Consider the following 22256-nt stretch of genomic DNA (forward strand, 5'->3'; position numbering starts at 1 on the left):
GCTCAGGTTCTCTTGTTCTCGTTTGATTTTCTGCTGCTAGAAGGGCCACCACGAACGGCTGCGGTCCACTTCTTCCAGGCCGGCGCGCGTCACCGCGACTTTCACCGTCTCCTCATTCGGCGAAAACTGCCAGACCTTGTAGATATTCGTGTTCTGCGGTTCGGGTAGTTGCACCAGCAGGCGCCACTTGCTTTGCTCAAGGTCCCGATATGCCGCCACCACCCCCACCACGCGCGCGTCGGGGTTGCCGGGGTAATGCAGCACCTTGGTATCACCCGGCCGCAAGATCACCTGCTCGGTGTTCAGCAGCTCGGTGCCCAACGCCGCACGCGCATCGGCCTGCAAGGTGAAGAAGTCGCTGGCTTCGAAGGTGCTGGCCGATTTCAATTCATAGATGGTCACCTGCACCGGCGAAGGCCTGCCGCTGGCGTTGGCGTTCACCTTCGGGTCGGCACGCAGTTCGATGGCGTAAGGCGCCGGCACGCGCTTGGCGGTGGACGAGCATCCAACGAGCAGCCCGCCCACGGCCAGGCAAGCAGCAATGCGCCGCCAACGCCCCTGGGGCCACCCTCCCGCCAAGCTTGTCCGGTGAAAAAAAGCGTTCATAAGCCCTCGGAAATAAAACCCACACGTCTGTTACGCCACGACGCAACCCCTGGGCGCAGGGCCGCTATCATCGGCGGAATATCCAAGCCAATTCGTCGTGAATCGACACGCCCGTGCCATGAAACAGCCCGTCCGTCTCAGTCTGATTGCCATTTTTGCGGTGCTTGCGGCCTGTAGTTCCTCGCCGTCGCCGCAAGCCGCCGATGCCTTGCAAGAGGTTCGCGACGAATACGCCGCCAGCCGCTTCGGCGACGTGGCGCGTACCGTGGCCACGTCCGATGCCCTGGCCTCCGCGCCCACGTCCATTCGGGTCGAGGCGCTGAAGCTTCAAGCCTTTAGCTACTGCGTCATCGGCTACCACCAGCTTTGCGAAGACAGCTTCACCCGCATCCTGCAATTGCAGCCCTCGTTCGAACTTGCTCCCAATGAAGCGGGGCATCCCCAATGGGGCCCGGTCTTCAAGTCGGCCAAGGCAGCCCAGACCCGTTGACGCGCCGCCGGCGCCCAGGAGATAGGCATGAAGCTCACCGTGTTCCAACATGCCGGCGATCCGGCCTTCGAACCCATGCATGCCGAGTTCACGGCACCCGGTGGCACGGTGGGACGCAGCCCCGAGAACCATCTTTCCCTGCCCGATGCCACGCACGAGATCTGCCGCGTGCAGGCGGCCATCCGTATCCATGACGCGGGCGCCACGGGCTTCCTGATGAACCTGAGCACCATGAGCGCGGTGAGCGTCAACGGGCAGCCTGTCGCGCGCGATCAGGAAGTGCCGTTGAACCCGGGCGATGAACTGGAAATCGGCGCCTACCGCTTGCGGGCGGAAGCCGCCACCGCAGCCGTCATGGCCGCGGCCGATCCCGAACCCGTGGCCGCCACGGCTACCGAAGACATCTTCGGCGACCTGATCGGCCCCGGCACCTTGCCGGTGGGCAGCGCACCCGACGTATCCACCCACCCCTTCGACCTGGATTCCGCTGCGGCACGCAACCCCGACGACCCACTGCGCCATCTGCCACGCGGCGACGCCACGGTGTCGCGCCCGGTCACCGATCCGCTGGCCCTGTTCGACGCGCCCGGTGACGGCTCGCCCAGTGTCTTCACCGACGGCACGCCGTCCACCCTGCCCGCCCACGACCCGCTGGCTGAACATCGGACCCACCCCGTGGACGACGCCTTGCGCGGGCCGCGCGAGGCCACCGACGGCCGCGCCGCCTCCGATCACCTGCGCGAGATCGGTGGCTTCCTGCGCCCCGCGCCCGTGAAGAAAGCGCTCGACGACAAGGGCCGCTAGCACGACACGCTTAGGTGTAGTCATAGCGAAACTCCCCGTCAGCGGCGGATAGGCGCACACCTTGCAGCTTGCGGTCCTGCATGGACGCGCCCAGCAGTTCGCGGCTGATCTGCGGCAACACGGTGTTGATAAGGATGGCGTCCACCATACGCGCGCCCGACTCCACTTCCGTGCAGCGCGCCACGACCAGCGCCGTCGCATCCTCCGCCACGTCCAGCGCCACGCCATGGTGCTCTTGCAGGCGGCGGCGCACGCGATCGAACTGCAAATCCACGATGCGCGCCAGCATGTCGTCCGACAGCGGCAGGTAAGGCACGGCCACCAGTCGACCGAGCAGCGCCGCCGGGAACGCCTGCAACAAGGGTTCACGCAATGCCGCCGCCAAGCCTTCGGCGTCCGGCATCAGCGCCGGGTCGCGGCACAGCGCGGCGATGCGCTCCGTGCCCACGTTGGACGTCAGGATGATGACGGCGTTGCGGAAATCGATGTAGCGCCCTTCGCCGTCTTCCATCCAGCCCTTGTCGAAGACCTGGAAGAAAATCTCATGAACGTCGGGATGCGCCTTCTCGACTTCGTCCAGCAGCACGACGCAATAGGGCCGCCTGCGCACGGCCTCGGTCAACACGCCGCCTTCGCCGTAGCCCACGTACCCCGGCGGCGCGCCCTTGAGCGTGGAGACGGTGTGCGACTCCTGGAACTCGCTCATGTTGATGGTGATCAGGTTCTGTTCACCGCCATACAGCGCTTCGGCCAGGGCCAGCGCGGTTTCGGTCTTGCCCACGCCGCTGGGACCGCACAACAGGAACACGCCCACCGGCTTGCCCGGATCGGTGAGCCGGGCGCGCGATGTCTGGATGCGGCGCGCCACCGCCTCCAGCGCATCACGCTGGCCGATCACGCGCTTTTCCAGCGTGTCCGCCAGGGCCAGCACGGCGTGTGCCTCATCGCGCACCATGCGGCCCACGGGGATGCCGGTCCAGTCGGCCACCACGGCCGCCACCGCCGCCGCGTCCACGGCGGTATGTATCATCGGCGCCTCGCCCTGGCCGCTGACCAAGGCGTGCGCGGCGCTGGCCAAGGCCTGCCGTGTGCTTGCGTGTTCGGAAGCCGGCGCCGTCGGCGCGTTCAAAGTCTCGCGTAGCGAGAACACCTTTGCCGCCAACTCGCGTTCCGTCTCCCAGCCAGACGCCAACGTCGCTTCCGCCAGCACCGCTTCGGCCAGTTCCGCCTCCAGGCGTTCAACGCGCTGCGCGTCGCCCGCGCCAAGATGGACTTCGTGCCGCGCAATGCGCAGCGCGGTCTCCAGCGCCTGAATGCGACGGCGCGCATCCTCCAGCGCGGGCGGCACGGCGTGCTGGCTGATCGCCACGCGCGCGCAGGCCGTATCCAGCAATGCCACCGCCTTGTCGGGCAATTGCCGCGCAGGGATGTAGCGATGCGACAAGCTCACCGCCGCCGTGATCGCCTCGTCCAGCAGCAGCACGCCGTGATGCGCCTGCAAGGTCTCGGCCAGGCCGCGCAACATGTTGAACGCGCGCGCTTCGTCCGGCTCGTGCACTTGCACCACCTGGAATCGGCGGCTTAGCGCGGGGTCCTTTTCGATATGCTTCTTGTATTCCGACCAAGTAGTTGCGCCGATGGTGCGAAGCTGACCACGCGCCAACGCGGGCTTGAGCAGGTTGGCGGCGTCCCCCGTGCCGGCCGCGCCGCCCGCGCCCACCAGCGTGTGGATCTCGTCGATGAACAGCACGATGGGGCGCACGCTTGCCTGGACCTCATCGATCACGCTGCGCAAGCGTTGTTCGAATTCGCCCTTCACGCCCGCCCCCGCTTGCAAGAGGCCGATGTCCAGCAGATACAGCGACACATCGCGCAAGGGCGGCGGCACATCGCCCGCGGCCAGTCGTAAGGCCAGGCCTTCCACCACGGCGGTCTTGCCCACGCCCGCCTCTCCGGCCAGCAGAGGGTTGTTCTGCCGGCGGCGCATCAGCACGTCGACAATCTGGCGGATCTCTTCATCGCGGCCGGACACGGGGTCGATCTCGCCCGCGCGGGCCTTGGCGGTCAGGTCAACCGCAAAGCGCTCCAACGCGGCCAGGTCATTACCCTGCGTCGGCGCATCGTCGCCAACCACGTCCGTGGCGGTGGCGGCTTCCGGCGAACCCTGCACCATCGCATCCATCTGCTCAAGCAGCTTGTCCGGCACGATGCGCGAGAACTGGGGCGACATGCCCAGCAGCACGTGACGCAGCGCGTAGGTCCTGACCAGACCGGCCAGCAGGTGGCCGCTGCGGATGCGCGCCGCGCCATAACGCAAGGATCCCAGCACCCACGCGCGCTCAACGGCGTGGTCGATGTGTTCCGACAGATCGGACACCGAACCGGCGCCGGCCGGCAGGCGGTCCATCTCGGCCGTCAGGTCGGCTTGCAATTGCCCCAGGTCCAGCTCGAACGCGCGTGCGATGCGATGCAGGTCGCTGTCTTGGGCATGCAGAATTTGATGCACCCAATGCACCAGCTCCACGTAGGGGTTGCCGCGCAGTTTGCAGAATGCGGTCGCGCCCTCCAGTGCCTGGTAGAGCAGCGGATTGAGCTTTCCGAAGAGTTCGATACGACCGATATCCGACATGGCGTCATGGCGCGTTCAAGCGCCTGGTGTCCTGGAAGGTTGAGCCGGCGAGCGGCCACGTGCTGGGGTTTGTTCCCGGCGTTCATAGTCCAGCAGCAAGTCGTCGGCATCGCCCTGCGCGGGCCGGCGCTTGCCCAGCCACGCCGACAGCCCCAACGGCCGGGGCGCGCCAAGGCGCACGCCGCCTGCATCTTGCGCACGCAGCACCGGGCGCACGTCCCAGGCCAGCTCCACACCGATGTAATGCCTGACCCAATGCGTCAGTTGTTGCGCGCGCGGGCCGCCCGGCAGGAAGCTCTTGTAATCGTCCAAGGCCAGCGGGCCGATCTCGATGCGGAACTTGTGCTGCGCATCCCGCACCGCCACGCCCAGCACCGTGTCGCGCCCCAAACCCACCGCGCTGCCAAGGCCAAGCCGCTGCTCGGGCTCAAGGCGTATCCATTGCGGCACGAATTCGCGGATGCGCACCGGCAAGCCGAAGAACGTTTGCAGGATGTGCTTGAGGCCTTCCGGGTTGCGGGTCTGGCGCACCAGATGCCCCGCCATGAAGTACTTGGCATGGTCCAGCACGGCATCGCGCCGCTGCATGGACGGCTCGCCCATGTGCAGCAGGCTGGCCACATAGCGCGTGAAGCGCGCATCCTTGCGGTCCAGGCTGACCGTACTTTGCGCGTCGGCCCAGGCGCGGTAGAACAGCAGGATGAGCCGGTGATGAAACACATCGGCAAAGGCGGCCAGCGTGCGGTCGCCGTAATGCGCCATGCGTTCGTGGGCATGTTCCGTCAGATGCAGCGGCAAGGGGCCGTTCGGGCCGAACAGACCGAAGCCGTAGATCGACACCTCTGCGGGCCGCTCGCCCTTCGCCGCCTGCACCCGCGCCACGGTGGACGGCGCGAACGCCATCGACGGCTCTTGCCGCAACCGCACGGGCTCATAACGCGCCACCGTGTCGCGCCCCAGCGGCTTGCGCGCGCCACAATGCGCGTCGATCCAGCGCAAGGCATGGAACAGGTCGTGCGCGTAGGGCTCGCGTTCCAACGCGCGCCACCACTGCGCCTGCGCATCGTTCGGGGCAGCGGCGCTGGGGGAAACCTGATCGGCGACGGGTTGCGTGACGTCCACCGCGTCACCCCATGTGTATCTGCTTGGCGTCCACCTTGACCAGGTCGGAACCCGTCACAAGCGTGTACGACGCATGCAGCCGCGCGCTTTGGTCGGCCTGAAAATCAATGGAGCCCGCGCGCAACTGGTCTACCTCGCTGACGCTGCGCATCGATAGGCGCGCCATGAGCGTCATGCGGTCCAGCACGGCTTCGTAGTTCCGGCCCACCAGCCGCGTCTCGCCGATGGTGGCGTGCAACTGTTCGGCAACCATGCGCACACGCTTGCAGGCATGGCGTTCGTCGGCAGCTTCCACCGAGTATTCGGACGTACGGACGCGCACGGCATCCTGGCCCTGCAACGTCAGGTCGCCCGCGCTTTCTAACCGCACCCCGCCCGTTGACCGCAGCACCAGGTCCCCCTGCGTTTCCAGCACGGTTTGTAAGGGCTCGGCCTGCACCGTGACCGCGATGAGATACACGCGCGATGGGTCCGGCCCGCTGATCAGCACCTCGTCACCGGGTTGCGGCGCCAGCAGGCAACTCGCGGCGCGCTGCGCAATCCACGTGCGGCCATCGCACGCGATGGCGTAGCGGCCGTCGGGTTCAATATGCAGCACTTCGCCCAGCAGATGCACGGGGTCATACGCGATACGGTTCAGGCTAACTGCGGATTTCATCATGCGCTCCGGTTCGTGAGGGGCGCCGGCCTAGACCGCGGGCCGGCGTCCCATGCGGGGCTTGAAGCGGGCAAGCTCGCCGCGCTGCAGGGTCGACAAGACCAGCTCCGACATCATGTTGATCGAGACATGGCGCGCGAAAAACTGTTCAAGCACGGCGCCAAACAAATACGGACTGATGCCGGAAAAGGCTCCCTCGTCCACTTCCAGCGCGATGCGCACGCCGCGTCCATGCACGATGGGCCCCGGCACCGGCAAGCGGTGATACACGGGCTTGGCGCTGACGTGCCGCAGGCCGGAAATATGCTTGCGCACCACCGGGTCGGCCAAGTTGCCATAGACGTGCAGCATCTCGCGCAGCGTTTGCGCGCCCTGCTCCGTGTCCAGGTCCGTCAGGCTCAGGTAGTTCAGGCCCAGGTGGCTGATCAAATGCCAGGTGGCGGCGTTCTCGGCCAGCGCCGCGCAGGGGCGTGTGGGGCCGTGCAGCACCTTCACCGCGCGCACGGGCGCCGACACACGCAGTGTCATGTCCGTGTCCGTCCCCAAGGGCAACAACATCGCCATGTCCCGATTGGTGCAGAGCGTTTCCAGCGAAACATGGCGCAATTGGCCAGAGAACGGCGCTTCGTTCCGGTCCACCAGCGACAGGAACACTTCGCTGCCGGTGTAGCCGGTGCGCGTGCCGTTGCGCTGGGCGGTGTCCGAGATCAGCCGGGGCTCGCGGCGCACGGAGAAATACGCGCCGTAGTCATCCGGGTCGCTGCCCAGGGATCCATAAAACGGCCGGAACTCCTGCTCTTGTTGCTGCGCAGAGGCGTGACCCGTCACGCGCGTGACGCCGAACACTTCGTAGTCCAAGGGGCGGCTGCGATCGACCACCACGTGATACTCGGAGGTGCGCGGCGTGATCGCCACGCGGTCCGCGCGCTTGGGGAACAGGTTGATCACCGGCGCGCAGTGCAGCGCCAGGTTGTCGGCCGATATCGCCCCTTCCAGTTCCGGCGCGGCCACCGAGAACAGGAAGGTCAGATCGAATGCGCGGGTGTCACGCGGCGTGCCTTGCGATGGCGATTGCGCCGCGCCGGGAGAGCCCGCGCTCGAGCCCGCCCTCGCCCCCGTCTTCAAGCCCGCCTTTAGCCCATTCACACTGAAGAACAGATAACGCTGCGCAAAGGCGAAATACTCCTGCAGCAGCCGATAGCCCTGGAACACGCGCGCATCGCCCGGCAACAGCGCCTGGTCATCCGCGAACCCTTCGTGGTGCACGGCGGTAGCCGGCAACTTGTTGATCCACGCCACCGGTCGCGCCGTGTCGTGGCCCAGCACCGCCACCGTGTGCCCCATCAACACTTCCAGCAAGCGCTGCATTTGCAGATCTTGCCCGTTCAGATGGAACACCAGTTGATCAAGATCCAGGTCTTCCAGGCGCTGGCCGCCGCCGATTTCGATGCGGATGCGCAGCGCGCTAAGCACGCGTCCGGCCCGGCCCGCCAGGCCCAGGCGCGCCAGCGGCAGGTCCTGCGGCGCGGCAGTGAAGTCGGCCTGGGTGACTTGCAGGGGCCACAGGCGCACGGCGTGCCCGGTCGTGAATTCGCAAGGTGTCTGCTCGCCACGCGGCACGCGGCCACGCAGCAGCGTGCCGCGCGGCAATTCAAAGCCGCCCGCCAGCGTGCCCTCGTTCATGCTGGGCGAAAACTGCACGATCGCCATCGATGGCGTGGGCGCCAGGTAGTTGGGATACACCACTTCCAGCAAGCGCTGCGAGAAGCGCGGAAACTCCGCGTCCATCTTCATCTGGATGCGCGCGGTCAGAAAGCTGAAGCCTTCCAGCAGACGTTCAACATACGGGTCCGCCACTTCCGTCGCGTTCATGCCCAAACGGCCCGCCACCTTGGGGTGTGCCTGCGCGAACTCCGCCCCCAGCTCGCGCAGATACACGAGCTCGCGGTTGTAGTAGTCCAGCAAACGGGCGTCCATCAGAGGCCGCCCAGATCGCGCAGATCCATGTGTCCGCTTTCCAGATCGATGTCCGTGCGGAACAGGAACTCAAGCGGATGCGGCACGCACCACAGCATGCCCCGGATCTCTAGGCTCAACACGTTGTGGTGTTCCAGCGTGCCCGTGTCCGTCACGCAGCGCACCTCGACCGAGGAATCCAGAATGCGCGGTTCAAACGCAGAGATCGCATTGCGGATGGAGTCTTCCACGTCGATCCAGTCGATCTCCGACATGCGCTTTCCGGCCATCGCGCGCACACCGAAGTTAAGCGTCGATGTGGCGACAGGACGATGCGCTGACAGGTCCTGCGACGTTTGCAAGTTGACCGTGTTCAGCAGCCAGCGCAAATCTCGCAACACGGCCGCGCGCAACTGCTCATGCGTGAGCATCGCGCTGTCGCGCGGCTCTTGGCGACGTGCCGGCTCGTTGTCCATCAAGCGATCCAGCAGCGACGGCTGAAGACGGTCCCGCGCCGCGCGCGGGGTGCGCGGCGTGCGAGCAAGGGGTTCCCACTGGGCGGTATCGTCGGCGTGGCCCATCACGCAAACTCCAGGCTACGAAGGTCGAGCAGCGCGAATTCGCCCGCGTCGGTCAGCCACATCTTCTGACCCACGCCCGCATAGGTGTCGGCATACAGCGGCCGCCATTCGGTGACCCGCCCTAGCTTGACGGGGTCAGGCAGGTCAATCATGCGAGCACCCGGCGCGGGCGGATAGCGCGCCGGCACCAGGCCTTGCAACGACCGGCCGCCAACCAGTTCGATCTCGGCGCGCGCCCACACCAGGTCGCACAGGCCTTCCGGCGCCAGCAGGCGCACCCGCTTGAGCGCCGCGAACGGCAGCCACGCGTAGCGCCCCGCGCCCAGGAACTCGAAGACGGGTCCCAGGCGGCTGTCACCGTCACAGATCCACTGAAACGGCAGCGGCGCGTCCTGCATGACCCCTTGCACCCGGCCCGCGCCCGCCGTTGCGTCCTGCAAGGCCTGGGCACGCAGATCGGCGGCCTGGGCCTTGGGTCCGCGCTCATCCTGGCTCAATGCCGACATCAGAGCCTGCATCCAGGCATCGGGCTCGTTCAGCAAGACCGGCTCGCCCTGACCCGCCAGCACGGCTTCGCGCTCGCGCTCTGCCGCGATGGCGCTGGCGTACAGCGCCACCATCGGCCGCGCCTGCGCACTCAGCGCGCCACATACGCTCAGTTGTTCAGCGGCGCGCGCCCAATCCCCCTGCACCACCAGCAGTTGAAACAGTTGCGCGCGCAAGTCCGCGTCGGCCGGCCGGCGGCGAATCTGCGCCTGCACCTCGTCCAACTGGCCAGACAGGCTGATCGCGCCGAAAGGAACGGCAACTATAGACATGGAGGCTCCGCGCTAACCGACTTCCTTGTTCTGCTTGATATCCCAAGCCACCAGGCTTTCGGCGCCCTTGCCGCCCTTTTCGGTCTGCTCCCAGTACTGCTGCTTGACCTTGGCTGCCTGGAACGCGAAGTTCACCACCACGCCTTCGGCGCTGCGGTCACCCGAGATCTGCACCGACGACACGATTACGTCTTCCAGCGTGATCTTCGAATATTCGATCTGCTCGCCGCCCGCCTTGCACATGGACAGCTCGATCTTGCCCAGGTGCTTGCCGCTGGCGCAGTGCTTCATGACGGCGGGCGCCGCCTTGTCGATACGCGCCACCACGTGCAGGTCGTTGAAGCTGGCCTTGCCCGCGCCCAGGCCGCCGCCGCTGGCCAGGTTGCCCGGCTGCGTCGCGCCCCACGAGAAGGACACGATATCCGTCCAGTCCTTGTGGTTGGCGTCTTTGGATTCGCCGTTGGCGCCATCGATTTTCATGAACATATCCACAGCCACATCTGTCTCCTGAAGTTATCGGGCGCGGCTGCGCCCATCTAGTCTGAGGCTCAGCCTTCGTTCTGCTTAAGCGAAGGCAGCTTGGACACCAGCCGCAGCGACACCGTCAGCCCTTCAAGCTGATAGTGCGGCCGCAAGAAAAACTTGGCGGAGTAATAGCCCGGGTTGTCTTCGATTTCCTGCACTTGCACCTCAGCCGCCGCCAAGGGCTTGCGCGCCTTGGTTTCCTGCGACGAGTTCACCGGGTCACCATCCACGTAATTCATGATCCAGTCGTTCAGCCAGCGCTCCATGTCATCGCGTTCGCGGAACGAGCCGATCTTGTCGCGCACGATGCACTTCAGGTAGTGCGCGAACCGGCAGCACGCAAACAGGTACGGCAGGCGCGCGGCCAGCTTGGCATTGGCCGATGCGTCGGCCTCGTAGTACTCGTGCGGCTTCTGCAAGGACTGCGCACCGATGAAGGCGGCAAAGTCGGAGTTCTTGCGATGCACCAGCGGCATGAAGCCGTTCTTGGCCAACTCGGCCTCGCGCCGATCGCTGATGGCGATTTCGGTCGGGCACTTCATGTCCACGCCGCCGTCATCGCTGGGAAAGCTGTGGCAGGGCAGGTTTTCCACCGCGCCGCCAGACTCCACGCCTCGGATCGACGTGCACCAGCCGTACAACTTGAACGAGCGGTTCACGTTCGCCGCCATCGCGTAAGCGGAATTGGCCCAGGTGTAGCGGTCGTGGTTGGCGCCGTCGGTGTCTTCGTCAAAGTCGAACTCGTCCACCGGATTGGTGCGCGCGCCATAAGGCAGGCGGGCCAGGAAGCGCGGCATCGCCAGCCCGATGTAGCGCGAGTCCTCGGACTCGCGCAGGCTGCGCCAGGCGGCGTATTCGGTGTTGGTGAAGATCTTGGTCAGGTCGCGCGGGTTGGCCAGTTCCTGCCACGAATCCATCTGCATCACGTTGGGCGATGCGCCGGCAATGAAGGGGCAATGCGCGGCGGACGAGATCTTGGCAATCTCGCCCAGCAGTTCCACATCGGGCGGACTGTGGTCGAAGTGGTAGTCGCCCACCAGGCAGCCGATGGGCTCGCCGCCGAACTGGCCATACTCCTCTTCGTACACGCGCTTGAAGATGGGGCTTTGGTCCCAGCCCACACCCTTGTGGCGCTTGAGCGTGCGCCCCAGCTCCGCCTTCGAGATACTCATCACGCGGATCTTCAACAGCTCGTCGGTTTCGGTGTTGGTGACCAGGTAATGCAGGCCACGCCACGCGCCTTCAAGCTGTTGAAATTCGGGGTGGTGCATCACCCGGTTGATTTGTTCGGACAGCTTGCGGTCGATCTCGGCGATGATCGCCTGGATGGTGCGGTAGGCATCCGACGACAGCCCGACGCCGCTGTTCTCAAGCGCCTGATGCGCCAGCGTGCGCACGGCGTGTTCCACCGCCTCGCGCGCCTGCTCGGTCTTGGGTTTGAACTCTTTCTTCAGGAGCGCGGACAGGTCGTCGGCCTCCAGGGTGTCGACAGCGCGCGCGTCCGCGCGTTTGGCCACTGCGGTCATGGCATTCTCCGAAAACGGTTCAAGCGGAACTAGGCGGCCGGGTCCGTGGCGGCGGGGTCGGATGCGGGCGGTGCTTCAGGCTTGGGTGCCGCCGCCAGCGCGTTCATCAGCGCGGGGTTCTTGAGTACGTTGCCGATCAGTTCCTCGGCGCCCGACTTGCCATCCATGTAGGTCAGCAAGTTGGCCAGTTGGGTCCGCGCGCTCAACAGCTCGTTCAACGCCCCGACTTTCTTGGCAACCGTGGCCGGCGAGAAATCGTCGATGCTCTCGAACGTGATATCAACGTTCAAGTTGCCTTCGCCGGTCAGCGTGTTGTCTACCTGGAACGCCGCGCGCGGTTGAATCGAACGCATGCGTTCATCGAAGTTGTCGATATCGATGTCCAGGAACTTGCGCTCGCCCACTTCGGGCTGGGGCGTTTCGGACTTGCCGGCCAGGTCGGCCAGCACGCCCATCACGAAGGGCAATTGGATCTTGCGCTCCGCGCCGTAGATCTCCACGTCGTACTCGATCTGCACACGCGGCGCGCGGTTTCTGGCAATGAACTTCTGGCCGCTTCCTTTCAGGCTGGTCGCCATGGTGTTGTCTCCTCTTGTTTATGTGGGGGCTGGCCCGCCCTACGAATCCGGCCGGCTCTCCGTGTCGCGCGGCAACCATGCCTCGAATTGCTCAAGGCCTTGGGGCGCCAGGTTTTTGATGATGTCGTGAAAGCTCAACGGAATGAGTTGCTGGGTGCGGCGGATGAGATAGGGCGCGGGGTGGCCGGGCTCGTTGGCCTCGAAGTACGCGCTTACCTTGCTCAGCATGGCCATGGCGTCGTCCCGCGACTGAATGCGCGCGTCCTGCCAGCGCACGTCGGCGTTGGGTGTGGTGTTGGGTGCAGCTCCGCTGGCGGATGCGTCAGGCGCCTGCGCCGAGTCATCCTGTGGGGCCGCTTGCGGCGGCGCAGACATTCCGGCTGCATCAGAGGACACCTGCGGCCCATCGCGCGCGGCATCCAGCACGACGTTCAGCGTGCGCAGGACAGCGGTGTAATCCGGCGTCCACGTGGGGCCCAATTTGTCCGTCACCAATTTCTGTATGCGCCGCAGCGCATCCGCGGCGGACGCCAGCGCCAGCACATCGGCTTCACGTTGCGCCCAGGCGTCGCGCAGGCGCGCGACCACGCGGGGACGCCCGCCCGGATAGCAATCGGCATCCTGGCGGCTGCCATCCAGCAGCGCCTCGGTATCACGCAAGGACAGTTGCCCATGCACACCATTGACCAGGCTCGCCGAGCGCACGCTGCGCGCGCAGCCCTGCATATCGCCAAACGCCGCCAGCGCGTTCATGCGCGGCATCGGATCGTCTTCGCCCACGCTATCCAGGCGCGGATGCACGGGTTCCCAATAGCGTTCCAGGGTGTCGACGGCCAGCGCCAGCCCGTCTGCGTAACCCGGCAGGCCGCGGATCTCGGTCCATGCACAGGTCAACAGGCCGATCACGCGCAGGTCTCGCGTGCGTTCAAGCAGCGCGCGGGCCAGGCGTTCGACCTCGCGCCAGTCAGGCGGCTGCGCGGCGATGATGGTCGAGCCGAACTGCTGTTCGTCCCGGCCGGCCGCGGCTCGCTGCAACTGCAGGAAGTCAGCGTCGTATTCAAGGTCTTCCCCGCAGGGCAGACGTGAATCGAGTGTATTGAGGATATCGGCGAAGTCCATAGTCATTGCTTAGATGCCTGGGGATGCTGCCTGGAACCAACCACTACGCTCCGCGCTGCTTCACGGAAGGGAGAATTCTAGGCACGTCTTTCCGCATGCAACGAACAACTCACAACTTCAGATTTTTCTTACAACCAGCTAACAAGCACTAAACAAATGCACACTTTTCGCCCTGCTGTACTGATGTTTTGACATACTCCTTACGCGACAGGGGTGTCGGCGCAAGCGTTGTTACCGAACCGTAAAAAACACAAAAGCATGTGTTTGCGCTTCTCGCCCGCTTTGCACGCTGCCTACAATCGGCGCTCACGCTGGCGACAGACCGGCGCGTCAGTAGATACAGAGACAGATATCCCCGGCATCGGTGCTCCCGTCATCACGGCGGCACCCGCCCTTTTGCAAGCGGTCCATGACGTGGCCGGCCCTCACATTGCAGTCAATGCGGCGCGCGCCATTTGCGTGCTCGCGCAACACTCGTAGCAGCAAGCGCAGCAGCTTTGAATTCTCATAAGGAGACGATGAGATGGACCGCACCGTGCCAAGCGAACGCGTCGTCAAGGCGCATACGCCCTTGCCGCCAGAGCAATTGAAGTTTCGCGGCATGCACGGCGCGGAGAGCCTGTCGCAGCTATTTGAATTTGAAGTCGAGCTGGTCTCGGAGTCTTATTCGCTGGACATGAAATCGCTGCTTGGCAAACCGCTGACGCTCGAGATCGAGACCACGCCGGGCGCACCGCGCTATCTCAGCGGACACATCACCCGCTGCGTGCTGGTGGGCCGCGAGAACAACACGTCGCGCTACACCATCTACCGCGCCACGGTGCGGCCGTGGCTCTGGTACCTGACGCAAACGTCGGACAACAAGATCTTCCAGAACAAGAACGTGCCCGACGTGATCCGCGAGGTGCTCAAGGACTACAGCTACCCCGTCGAGTTCAAGCTGACGGAGACGTATCGCAATTGGGAATACTGCGTGCAGTACCAGGAAACCGACTACGCCTTCATCTGCCGCCTGATGGAACACGAAGGCATTTACTTCTGGTTCAAACACGACAAGGGCAAGCACACGCTGGTGCTGACCGACGACATCACGCAGCACGAACCCGTGCCTGACTACGAGCAGATTCCCTATTACGGCCCCGACCGCATCACCGTTCCGCGCGAAGACTACATCCACAAATGGGAAGTGGCCGAGCAGATCACCCCCGGCGCGTTCGCCACCACCGACTACCACCCGCTAACGCCCGCCGCCAGCCTGGAAGCGCGGCGCAACAATCCCGGCGCCTATGACCACGGCGATCTGGAAATGTACGAATGGCAGGGCGGCTACACCAACCCCGACGACGCCGAACACTACACGCGCGTGCGTCTGCAAGACCTGCAATGCCGGCAGGAACAAAGCACTGGGGCGTCGAACGCGCGCGGGCTTTCCACCGGGCATCTTTTCACGCTGCGCAACCATCCGCGGCAAGCCGAGAACCGCGAGTACCTCGTCGTCAGCATCTACTACCGCATCCGTGAAACGGGCTACGCCAGCGGCCAGATCGATCCGGGTGACTTTGATCTAGAATTCGTTGTGTTGCCCTCCAGCACGCAGTTTCGCGCGCCGCGCATCACGCCGATTCCCCGCACACACGGGCCACAGACTGCGACGGTGGTGGGCAAGCAGGGCGAGGAAATCTGGACCGACAAGATGGGCCGCGTCAAAGTGCAGTTTCATTGGGACCGCTACGGCAAGAAAGACGAAAACAGTTCGTGCTGGGTGCGTGTGTCCAGCCCATGGGCCGGCGGGGGCTTTGGCGGCATCCAACTGCCGCGCATACGCGACGAAGTGATCGTGGATTTCATTGGCGGGCAGCCCGACCGTCCCATCGTGATCGGGCGCGTCTTCAACGCGAACAACCTGCCGCCGTGGGACCTGCCCGACAACGCCACGCAAAGCGGTTTCTTGAGCCGCTCGAAAAGCGGCACGCCCGCCACCGCGAATGCGCTGATGTTTGAAGACAAGAGCGGCTGCGAACGCATCTGGCTGCACGCCGAGCGCGAGCTATGCACCGAGGTCGAAGCCAACGAAACGCACACGACGGACCTGAACCGCAGCACGACGATCGGCGAGAACGACACCACCAAGATCGGCGGCTTTCGCGACATCAACATCACCGGCACCGACAACTTGAAAGTCGGCAAGCGCCGCGACGTCTTCGTCACGGGACACGAGGAATACACCGTCAAGGCATCGCGCACGGTCAACGTGAAAGACGGCCTGATGGATGAGAAGTTCGACAACGGTTTGAAGACCACCGTGGCCGCCAAGGGCGAAGAACGCGAGGTCACGGGGCTGTTCAAGGAAACGTTGAAGACGGGCCAACAGGTCTACGTCAACAGCGGCGACTCGCTGCATCACGTCAAGGAAGGCACGCTGACCGAGAAGGCCAAGGGCAAGGTTGAAGTGTTGTCCACCGACGCGAACATGGACGTGAAAGCCAAGACCGCGATGCTGGTGCAGTCGGAAACCGCCACGATGGACATCAAGTCCAAAGGCAAGGCGCACATGGAATCGGAAGGTTCCACGGTGACGGTCAAGGCCAAGGGCAACATCACCCTGGAAACCCCGGCGGATGTCGTGATGGACGCCGCCAACGTCAAGGACCTGTCGAAAGAAAGCTGGCTGCAAGCCACGCCGTTTTCTATCGGCCTGGCGGTGGCCAAGGCGGAATTCGGGCTGCATCGCGTCGCGCTGTTCCGCACCACGGTCATGTTGAATTTGTCGTTCACGAACTACGCCGCGGTCAGCAGCATCGGCCAGTTGGTGTCGTACCGCACAACCGGGTCCAGCTACGCCTTTGATATGCAGAAGGCAGAACAAGTGGGCCTGGGCGCATCCATGGTCGGCCTGTGGACCATCATCTGAGGCGCCCATGTCCGACTTCGTGACCGCCTGGCCGGATTGGGGAAAGTGGGTGGTGCTGGGCTTGCTGTTATCGGGCGCGCAGGCGATGTTCATGCTTCGGCGCGAACGCAAGCGCCGGGCAACGGGGCGCGCGGACGCGCAGCGCCTCGACACCGTGCGCGCCACCGGCGTGGCCAGCACCGCGCGCGTGACCGCTGCGCGCGACACGCGCACCCGCATTGGCGAGTCGCTGTATTTCATCATCGAGCTGGATCTGGACGTGGCCGCCACCGCCACCACGCCGGCCTTGATCCGCACGGTGCGCGTGCCGCTATCGCCGCTGCACCTGGCGGAGTTCGGCGTGGGCAAGACCGTGCAGGTGCGCGTTCAGGATGATGGGGCCACGCATGAAGTCGCCATTGATCAGCCCACCGGATAACGCATGAAGACCATCAAGCCTTTCCGCCTGGGCATTCTTACGCGGCCGTATCGTAGTCAGCGCCGCGACGTGCTGGGCGTGTGCGTCTTCGCCTTGGTCGACATCGCGCAATCCCCCACCTTGTTGAGCGACCAGGACCTGTGGAAGCTTGCCGCTGAAGAAGGCATCGGCGCGCTGGACCTGGCCACGCCCAAGCAGTACCCGGAAGTGCTGGTCTCGGGCCATGCCTACCCGCATGACGCCAAGCAACCCGGCGCGTGCGGCGTGCGCGTGCAGGTGGGCGCCATCGATAAGTCATTGCTGGTTTTTGGCGACCGCTACTGGATCGATGGCAAGGCGACGGCGCCGCAGCCTTTCGCTCGCATGCGCCTGGACTGGAGCCGCGCCTATGGTGGCCCGGACGTTGCCGAAAACCCCTTGGGCATCGGCGCGCACGACGAAACCATCAATGGCGTGCGCGCGCGCCGGTTGCCGAACATCGAACATCCCTTGCAGCGCATCAGTGCCCCCGGCCAGCGTGTGGCGCCCGCGGGCTTTGGCGCGTTGCCCGTGGAATGGCCGCAACGGGCATCGCATATGGGCCGCGACTACGGGCAGGAATGGCTGGAGCACGACTTCCCCGGCTTCGCGCGCGACATGGACTGGCGCTTCTTCAACGCCGCGCCACCCGACCAATGGGGGCCGGCCAACGCCGAGCTTGCCGGCGGCACGGACTACGCGCTGTGGAACCTGCACCCGCAACAGCCGGTGCTGCGCGGCCACCTTCCCCACTGGCGCGCGCACTGTTTTGTCAGCCGCCACGCCGACGGCAGCGCGCTTGAAGACGTGTCGCTGCGCCTGACCACCGCGTGGTTTTTTCCCGACCACACGAAGATGGTGTTGATGTGGCATGGCGCAGTTCATGTGCAAGAAGATGACGCGGCGGATATCCGCCTCATCATGCCCGCGCTGGAACACGTGGATCAGCCGAAAGCGCTTGCCCATTATGAAGACGTGGCGCGGCAACGCCTGAACCCGGAGTTAGGCTCCGTCTACGCCTTGCTGGACTCGCAGCTCGTGCCCGAAGATCTTTGCGGCGGGCAACTGGAAGGCGATGCGCAAGCCGTGGCCGTGCGTCCCACCAACAAGAACGTGCACGCCGGGCTGGCACGCCGCCACGCGCGCGAACGTGAGTCACTATTGGCGCAGGGCCTGGACCCGGATCGGTACATGGTCCCGCTGGACCCGCCGCCCACGGCGCCCCGGCTTGCCGATCTGCCGCAGACCATTCTGCGCATGCAGGAAGAGCTGGAAGCCGCCAAGCGCCTGTCTGGCGGGCCAGGGGCGCGCGCGCTGGCTGATCCCAACTTGCCGCAGATGGCCGAGGTGGCCGGCGTGGACATGGACGCGCTGCGTCGGCAAGACGCGGATGGCAAGCTACCGTCGGGTTTCGATCCCCGCAAGATCAAACGGCACATCGCCGAATTCGACGCCAGCCCGCATGCACAGGCCGGACGCACCTCGGCGGACAGCGAAGGAACGCAGCCGCCATTGGCCGACACGCTGGGCCCGCAGGTTCACCAGGCGTATCAGCAGTCCGCGCACCATTTCGCGCCGCCCCCGCCCATGCCGCCGTTGCGCGCGCAGCGCACGCGCCGCAAGCTGGAAGCGCAGTTGAAAACCAGCCGGGACTGTCGCGACATGAATCTGACCGGCGCGGATCTTTCAGGCATGGACCTGTCCAACGCCAACTTCCAACGCGCGATTTTCGCGGGCGCGAAACTCGTGGATGCGCGGCTGGATGGCTGCGACCTGACGGATGCGGTCCTGACCGGCGCCGACATGACCCGCACAAGCCTGTCCGACGCGAACCTGACGCGCACCAACCTGGGCCGCGCGCAATGCGTGAACACGAACTTTGCAAAGGCCCAGATCAAGGAGTGCACGTGGGACCACGCCCACTGCAAAGACTGCAATTTTGTTGATAGCGCCTGGCAGTTGGGACGCTTGCATCAGGCGCGGCTGATACGTTGCGACTTCGGCCGCGCGAGCTTTCACCAATGGGCAGCGATGAGCGCCACGTTCGAGGACTGCCGCTTTTTCAAGGCGCGGCTGGATCAATGCGTGTTCATGCAAGGTGCGCTCGCCAACGCCGACTTTACCGGCGCGGCGCTGGTGCGCGTGAGCTTCATGGATGCTGGCTTTTCCGGCCGCTTCAGCATGGAGGCCGCCACGCTGGACGGCTGCGCCTTCGCGGGCCGCGTCGAGCTAGCGGGCGCGCGGTTGCGCGGCATGCAGTTCAAGCACGGCAGCGCACGCGGCGCCACCTTGACGGGGGCCGACCTGCGCGGCGCCACCCTGAACGCCTGCGACTTTTCCGAGTGCCTGTTGCAAGACGCCGATCTTAGCGGCCTGACCGCCCCCGACACGCACTTTGTGCGCGCGGATTTCACCGGTGCCCGCCTGCGCGACGCCAACCTGATCAACGGCTTGCTGGGCAAGGCCATCTTTCTGCGCGCCGATCTCACGGGCGCGAATTTCTTCCGCGCCGATGTCGCACAGACTCGGATGGACGACAGCACCGGGCTGGACCACACCTACACACAAGGCGCGAAGCGCTGGCCCGCCAGACAGCCGGAGCACCCCGCATGAACCTCGACAAGCTGCTGGACAGCGTGCGCCATGGCGAGCCGATCCAACACCTCAGTTTGGCGGGTGCCGATCTGCGCGGGCAGGATCTGGCCGGCGCGTTCTTCGATCACGTGGACTTCACGGGTGCGAAAATGAGCGGCTGCCAGTTGCAGGACAGCCAGTTCATCAGTTGCGACATGACGCGCTGGGAAGCCGACGGCGCCAACCTGGATACGGCGCGCCTGCTCCGCTGTCGCGCGCCAGGCGCGACGTGCAGCGGCGGCAACTTCCATGGCACGAGCTTCACCGAATGTGATCTGGAGGGCGCCAGGCTGGATCAAGCCACGCTTCATGAAGCGTCTTTCACCGCGACCTCACTGGCGGGCGCGTCGTTGCGGGCGGCTCGTGTGGAACGCTCGGTGTTCTCGCGCGGAGCATTCGCGAACGCCGATCTGACGCAAGCGCAATTCAGCTACACCCTGTTCCATCAACTGGACCTGCACGGCGTGACGCTGACCGGCGTGAACGCGGCCAGCACCATGTTCACGGAATGCAATCTGTCGGCGCAGAACGTCGCGGGGCAAGCCTTTGCGCTGTGCCATTTCACGGATTGCCAACTGGACGCGGCGGACTTTCGTCAATGCGATTTGCGCCAGTCGGGCTTCAAGGGCTCGTCGTTGCGGGGTGCGCGCTTTGCCGGTGCTTGCGCGCCGCAGGCGCTGTTTCCCCTGGCCGATTTAAGCGGAGCCGACCTGCAAGGCGGCCGCTTTGACGGCGCCATCTGGGCCGAGGCCACACTGGACGGCGCCACCTTCCAGGGCGCAAGCCTGGGCCTGTGCATTTTTCAGCGCGCGCGTTGTGCCAACACGGACTTTCGCGGCGCCCTTCTTGTCGACGCCGATTTCTCGCTGGCGGACCTGGACGGCGCCGACCTGCGCGACGCCACGTTCCTGCGCACCCGCATGCATCGCGCGCTGACGCGCGGGGTGCGCTGGTCGCAGCGTCACGGCATCATCGACAACGACGCCCCCTTGCTCGACGCCGAACTGTGGTCGGCGGGACGCGCCGGCCTTTGACCCATCGCAACAGGAGTGGAAACCATGCAAGTGCTCTGCCAGTTACCCAGCGTGGGGTTGGGATTCCCCGATGTCTGCAAGACACCGGTGCCGCCGGTGCCGCACATTGACGTGTCCACGTCGTCCATGGGCATCCCGGTGGTGTGGAACGTGTGGCTAAGCTGCATGCCGATGCACAACATGGTCACGACCATACCGGTGACGCTCGGCGATACGGCTGGTGTGGGCGGCGGCCTGATCTCGCAGACCTTTATGGGTCGGGCGCGCTACATGACCGGGGCGTTCACGGTGCTGGTGCGTGCCGCGCCGCTGGTGCGCGTAACCAGCCTTACCTTGCAGAACACGATCAATGCGCCGGGTTTCAAGGCGGCCACGCCGCAGAAGTCGATGTTTGCCTTGGCGGCGTGACGCATTCGGGCGGCTGGCAGCAGCCGCCCGAATCAAGGCTGACGGCTACAGCTGACCGTACGAGTGCAGCCCCGAAAGGAACATGTTCACGCCCAGGAACGCAAAGCCGGTGATCAACAGCCCCATCAGCGCCCAGTAGGCCGCCATGGTGCCGCGCAGGCCCTTGATCAGGCGCATGTGCAGCCAGGCCGCGTAATTCAGCCAGACGATCAGCGCCCAGGTTTCCTTGGGATCCCACTGCCAGTACGCGCCCCAGGCGTCCGCCGCCCACAGCGCGCCCAGAATGGTCGCCACCGTGAAGAAGGCGAACCCGATCGCGATGGCGCGATACATGATGTCGTCCAGCACTTCCAGCGAGGGCAGCGCGGCGGCGATGCGGCGGCGGCCCAGCAGGATGGCGCCCACGATCACCGCGCCCACGCCGAAGTACAGCATCCAAGTGGCGGACAGGCCATCAGTGCGGAACACCATCGGCTCGGCGCACAGCAGCACACCCAGAATGAACAAGGGCGCCAGCTTGGCCCACGACGTGGTCTGCCCGTGCTGCTTGACCAGGTAGGCAAAGCCCACCATCGCCGCCAGCGAGAACGTGCCGTAGCCGATGAAGTTGGCGGGCACGTGCAGCTTCATCCACCAGCTTTTCAACGCCGGCACCAGCGGTTGGATCTGGCCGGCATCGCGCGTGAAGGAATACCAAAGCAGGAACACGACGGCGGACGTCACCACCAGCAGCACGAAACCGCCCAGCGCGCGCGTGGCGTACTTGCGTTCGTAATACAGGTAGAACAGCGCCGTGATCAGCGAGAACAGCACGAATACTTCATACAGGTTGCTGACGGGGATATGGCCCAGGTCCGGGCCCATCAGATGGCCTTCGCGCCAGCGCACCAACAGGCCGGTGACGCCGGCAAATACCGCGCCCCAGGTCAACGCCGTGCCCAGCCACGCGGCGGTGGGGCTGAATACGCCGATCCAGTAGCAGACCATGGCCAGCGCGAACAGTGCGCACATCCACAAAATGGCGGACTGGGACGAGAACAGGTACTTCAGGAAGAACACCTGCTCGGCGCGGGCCAGGTCATTGCCGTACAGCATCAAGGCCAGGCCCGCCGCGATGGCACAGGCGACCATCAAACGGCGCAGCGGCCGCCACAACCAGCCCAACCACGTCAGCGCGGGCACGGTGCCGCACAGGATGATCTTCTCGTAATAATCCATCGCGTTGCCGTGACGGGTCAGCGCGAAGGCCGCGCCCACCGACAGCAACAGGAAGAAGACTACGTCGGTCCAGTCCGGCTTGCCGCGCCGGGCGCGGTTGTCGCCCGTTTCCGACAGGCTGTCTTGCCACAGGATATCGGGCGACGCGTTCAACGTGTCCGGCGAGGAGGGATGCGGGGTGGTCGTCGTCGACATAAAAAAAC

General features: G+C 65.1%; 19 protein-coding genes. 7 read left to right on the top strand and 12 right to left on the bottom strand.

From position 1 onward, the window contains the following. Positions 1–36 precede the first annotated feature (36 nt). Entirely contained in the window at positions 37–606 is a 570-nt protein-coding gene (gene tssJ, locus M2361_RS18830; protein ID WP_100853762.1) for a type VI secretion system lipoprotein TssJ, read from the bottom strand. A 118-nt stretch (positions 607–724) separates the two neighbouring features. On the opposite strand from tssJ, the gene M2361_RS18835 reads away from it, so the two are divergent. Both M2361_RS18835 and M2361_RS18840 read left to right on the top strand, forming a co-directional pair. After that, on the top strand, positions 725–1096 hold the full coding sequence (locus M2361_RS18835) for a TssQ family T6SS-associated lipoprotein (RefSeq protein ID WP_100853761.1): 372 nt from the start codon (positions 725–727) through the stop codon (positions 1094–1096). Between the two features lie 27 nt (positions 1097–1123). Then, positions 1124–1900 carry an FHA domain-containing protein gene (locus M2361_RS18840; RefSeq protein ID WP_259251160.1) on the top strand — a complete coding sequence of 259 codons (777 nt, stop codon included), beginning with the start codon at positions 1124–1126 and terminating at the stop codon, positions 1898–1900. A gap of 10 nt (positions 1901–1910) precedes the next feature. Here M2361_RS18840 and tssH read toward each other — a convergent pair whose 3' ends face one another. From tssH to tssA, 10 genes are read right to left on the bottom strand one after another with little or no spacing between them, the layout of a single operon-like run. Further along, positions 1911–4529: a type VI secretion system ATPase TssH gene (tssH, locus tag M2361_RS18845; protein ID WP_259251162.1), complete on the bottom strand. Its 2619-nt coding sequence runs from the start codon at positions 4527–4529 to the stop codon at positions 1911–1913. Between the two features lie 15 nt (positions 4530–4544). Then, positions 4545–5651 carry a type VI secretion system baseplate subunit TssG gene (tssG, locus tag M2361_RS18850; RefSeq protein WP_259251163.1) on the bottom strand — a complete coding sequence of 369 codons (1107 nt, stop codon included), beginning with the start codon at positions 5649–5651 and terminating at the stop codon, positions 4545–4547. 4 nt (positions 5652–5655) lie between these two features. Continuing rightward, the gene (locus tag M2361_RS18855) at positions 5656–6309 is read right to left on the bottom strand and encodes a DUF3540 domain-containing protein (protein WP_259251164.1); all 654 of its coding nucleotides are present in this window, start codon (positions 6307–6309) and stop codon (positions 5656–5658) included. Positions 6310–6339: 30 nt separating this feature from the next. Then, positions 6340–8286 carry a type VI secretion system baseplate subunit TssF gene (gene tssF / locus M2361_RS18860; protein WP_259251165.1) on the bottom strand — a complete coding sequence of 649 codons (1947 nt, stop codon included), beginning with the start codon at positions 8284–8286 and terminating at the stop codon, positions 6340–6342. Next, a complete protein-coding gene (gene tssE, locus M2361_RS18865; RefSeq protein ID WP_259251166.1) occupies positions 8286–8846 on the bottom strand; it encodes a type VI secretion system baseplate subunit TssE in 561 nt (186 codons plus the stop codon). Before tssE ends, tssF begins: the two co-directional genes overlap by 1 nt. Further along, positions 8846–9664 (bottom strand): type VI secretion system accessory protein TagJ, encoded by an 819-nt coding sequence (locus tag M2361_RS18870; protein WP_259251167.1) that lies wholly within the window; start codon positions 9662–9664, stop codon positions 8846–8848. Before M2361_RS18870 ends, tssE begins: the two co-directional genes overlap by 1 nt. Positions 9665–9676: 12 nt before the next feature. Further along, positions 9677–10162 carry a type VI secretion system tube protein Hcp gene (locus tag M2361_RS18875; protein WP_167400955.1) on the bottom strand — a complete coding sequence of 162 codons (486 nt, stop codon included), beginning with the start codon at positions 10160–10162 and terminating at the stop codon, positions 9677–9679. Between the two features lie 50 nt (positions 10163–10212). Then, positions 10213–11715 carry a type VI secretion system contractile sheath large subunit gene (gene tssC, locus M2361_RS18880; protein WP_259251168.1) on the bottom strand — a complete coding sequence of 501 codons (1503 nt, stop codon included), beginning with the start codon at positions 11713–11715 and terminating at the stop codon, positions 10213–10215. Between the two features lie 29 nt (positions 11716–11744). Further along, the gene (tssB, locus tag M2361_RS18885) at positions 11745–12293 is read right to left on the bottom strand and encodes a type VI secretion system contractile sheath small subunit (protein ID WP_259251169.1); all 549 of its coding nucleotides are present in this window, start codon (positions 12291–12293) and stop codon (positions 11745–11747) included. Positions 12294–12332: 39 nt separating this feature from the next. Beyond that, the gene (tssA, locus tag M2361_RS18890) at positions 12333–13412 is read right to left on the bottom strand and encodes a type VI secretion system protein TssA (protein ID WP_404976413.1); all 1080 of its coding nucleotides are present in this window, start codon (positions 13410–13412) and stop codon (positions 12333–12335) included. A gap of 523 nt (positions 13413–13935) precedes the next feature. Between tssA and M2361_RS18895 the strand changes: the two genes are divergently transcribed. The 5 genes from M2361_RS18895 to M2361_RS18915 are packed head-to-tail and all read left to right on the top strand — an operon-like array spanning position 13936 to position 20835. Next, positions 13936–16323 carry a type VI secretion system Vgr family protein gene (locus M2361_RS18895; protein ID WP_259251171.1) on the top strand — a complete coding sequence of 796 codons (2388 nt, stop codon included), beginning with the start codon at positions 13936–13938 and terminating at the stop codon, positions 16321–16323. Positions 16324–16330: 7 nt separating this feature from the next. Beyond that, positions 16331–16741: a hypothetical protein gene (locus M2361_RS18900; RefSeq protein ID WP_259251172.1), complete on the top strand. Its 411-nt coding sequence runs from the start codon at positions 16331–16333 to the stop codon at positions 16739–16741. A 3-nt stretch (positions 16742–16744) separates the two neighbouring features. Next, positions 16745–19372 carry a DUF2169 domain-containing protein gene (locus M2361_RS18905; RefSeq protein ID WP_259251173.1) on the top strand — a complete coding sequence of 876 codons (2628 nt, stop codon included), beginning with the start codon at positions 16745–16747 and terminating at the stop codon, positions 19370–19372. Continuing rightward, positions 19369–20427 carry a pentapeptide repeat-containing protein gene (locus tag M2361_RS18910; RefSeq protein ID WP_259251174.1) on the top strand — a complete coding sequence of 353 codons (1059 nt, stop codon included), beginning with the start codon at positions 19369–19371 and terminating at the stop codon, positions 20425–20427. The genes M2361_RS18905 and M2361_RS18910 overlap by 4 nt, the downstream gene beginning before the upstream one ends. 24 nt (positions 20428–20451) lie before the next feature. Beyond that, positions 20452–20835, top strand: a complete 384-nt coding sequence (locus M2361_RS18915; protein WP_100853746.1) for a DUF4150 domain-containing protein — start codon at positions 20452–20454, stop codon at positions 20833–20835. A gap of 45 nt (positions 20836–20880) precedes the next feature. Here the strand turns inward: M2361_RS18915 and ccsB are convergent, their stop codons facing one another. Continuing rightward, entirely contained in the window at positions 20881–22248 is a 1368-nt protein-coding gene (ccsB, locus tag M2361_RS18920) for a c-type cytochrome biogenesis protein CcsB (protein ID WP_259251175.1), read from the bottom strand. Between the last annotated feature and the right edge of the window lie 8 nt (positions 22249–22256).

Origin of the sequence: Achromobacter sp. JUb104 (assembly GCF_024806975.1) — a bacterium.
In the GTDB taxonomy this organism is placed as follows: domain Bacteria; phylum Pseudomonadota; class Gammaproteobacteria; order Burkholderiales; family Burkholderiaceae_B; genus Achromobacter; species Achromobacter spanius.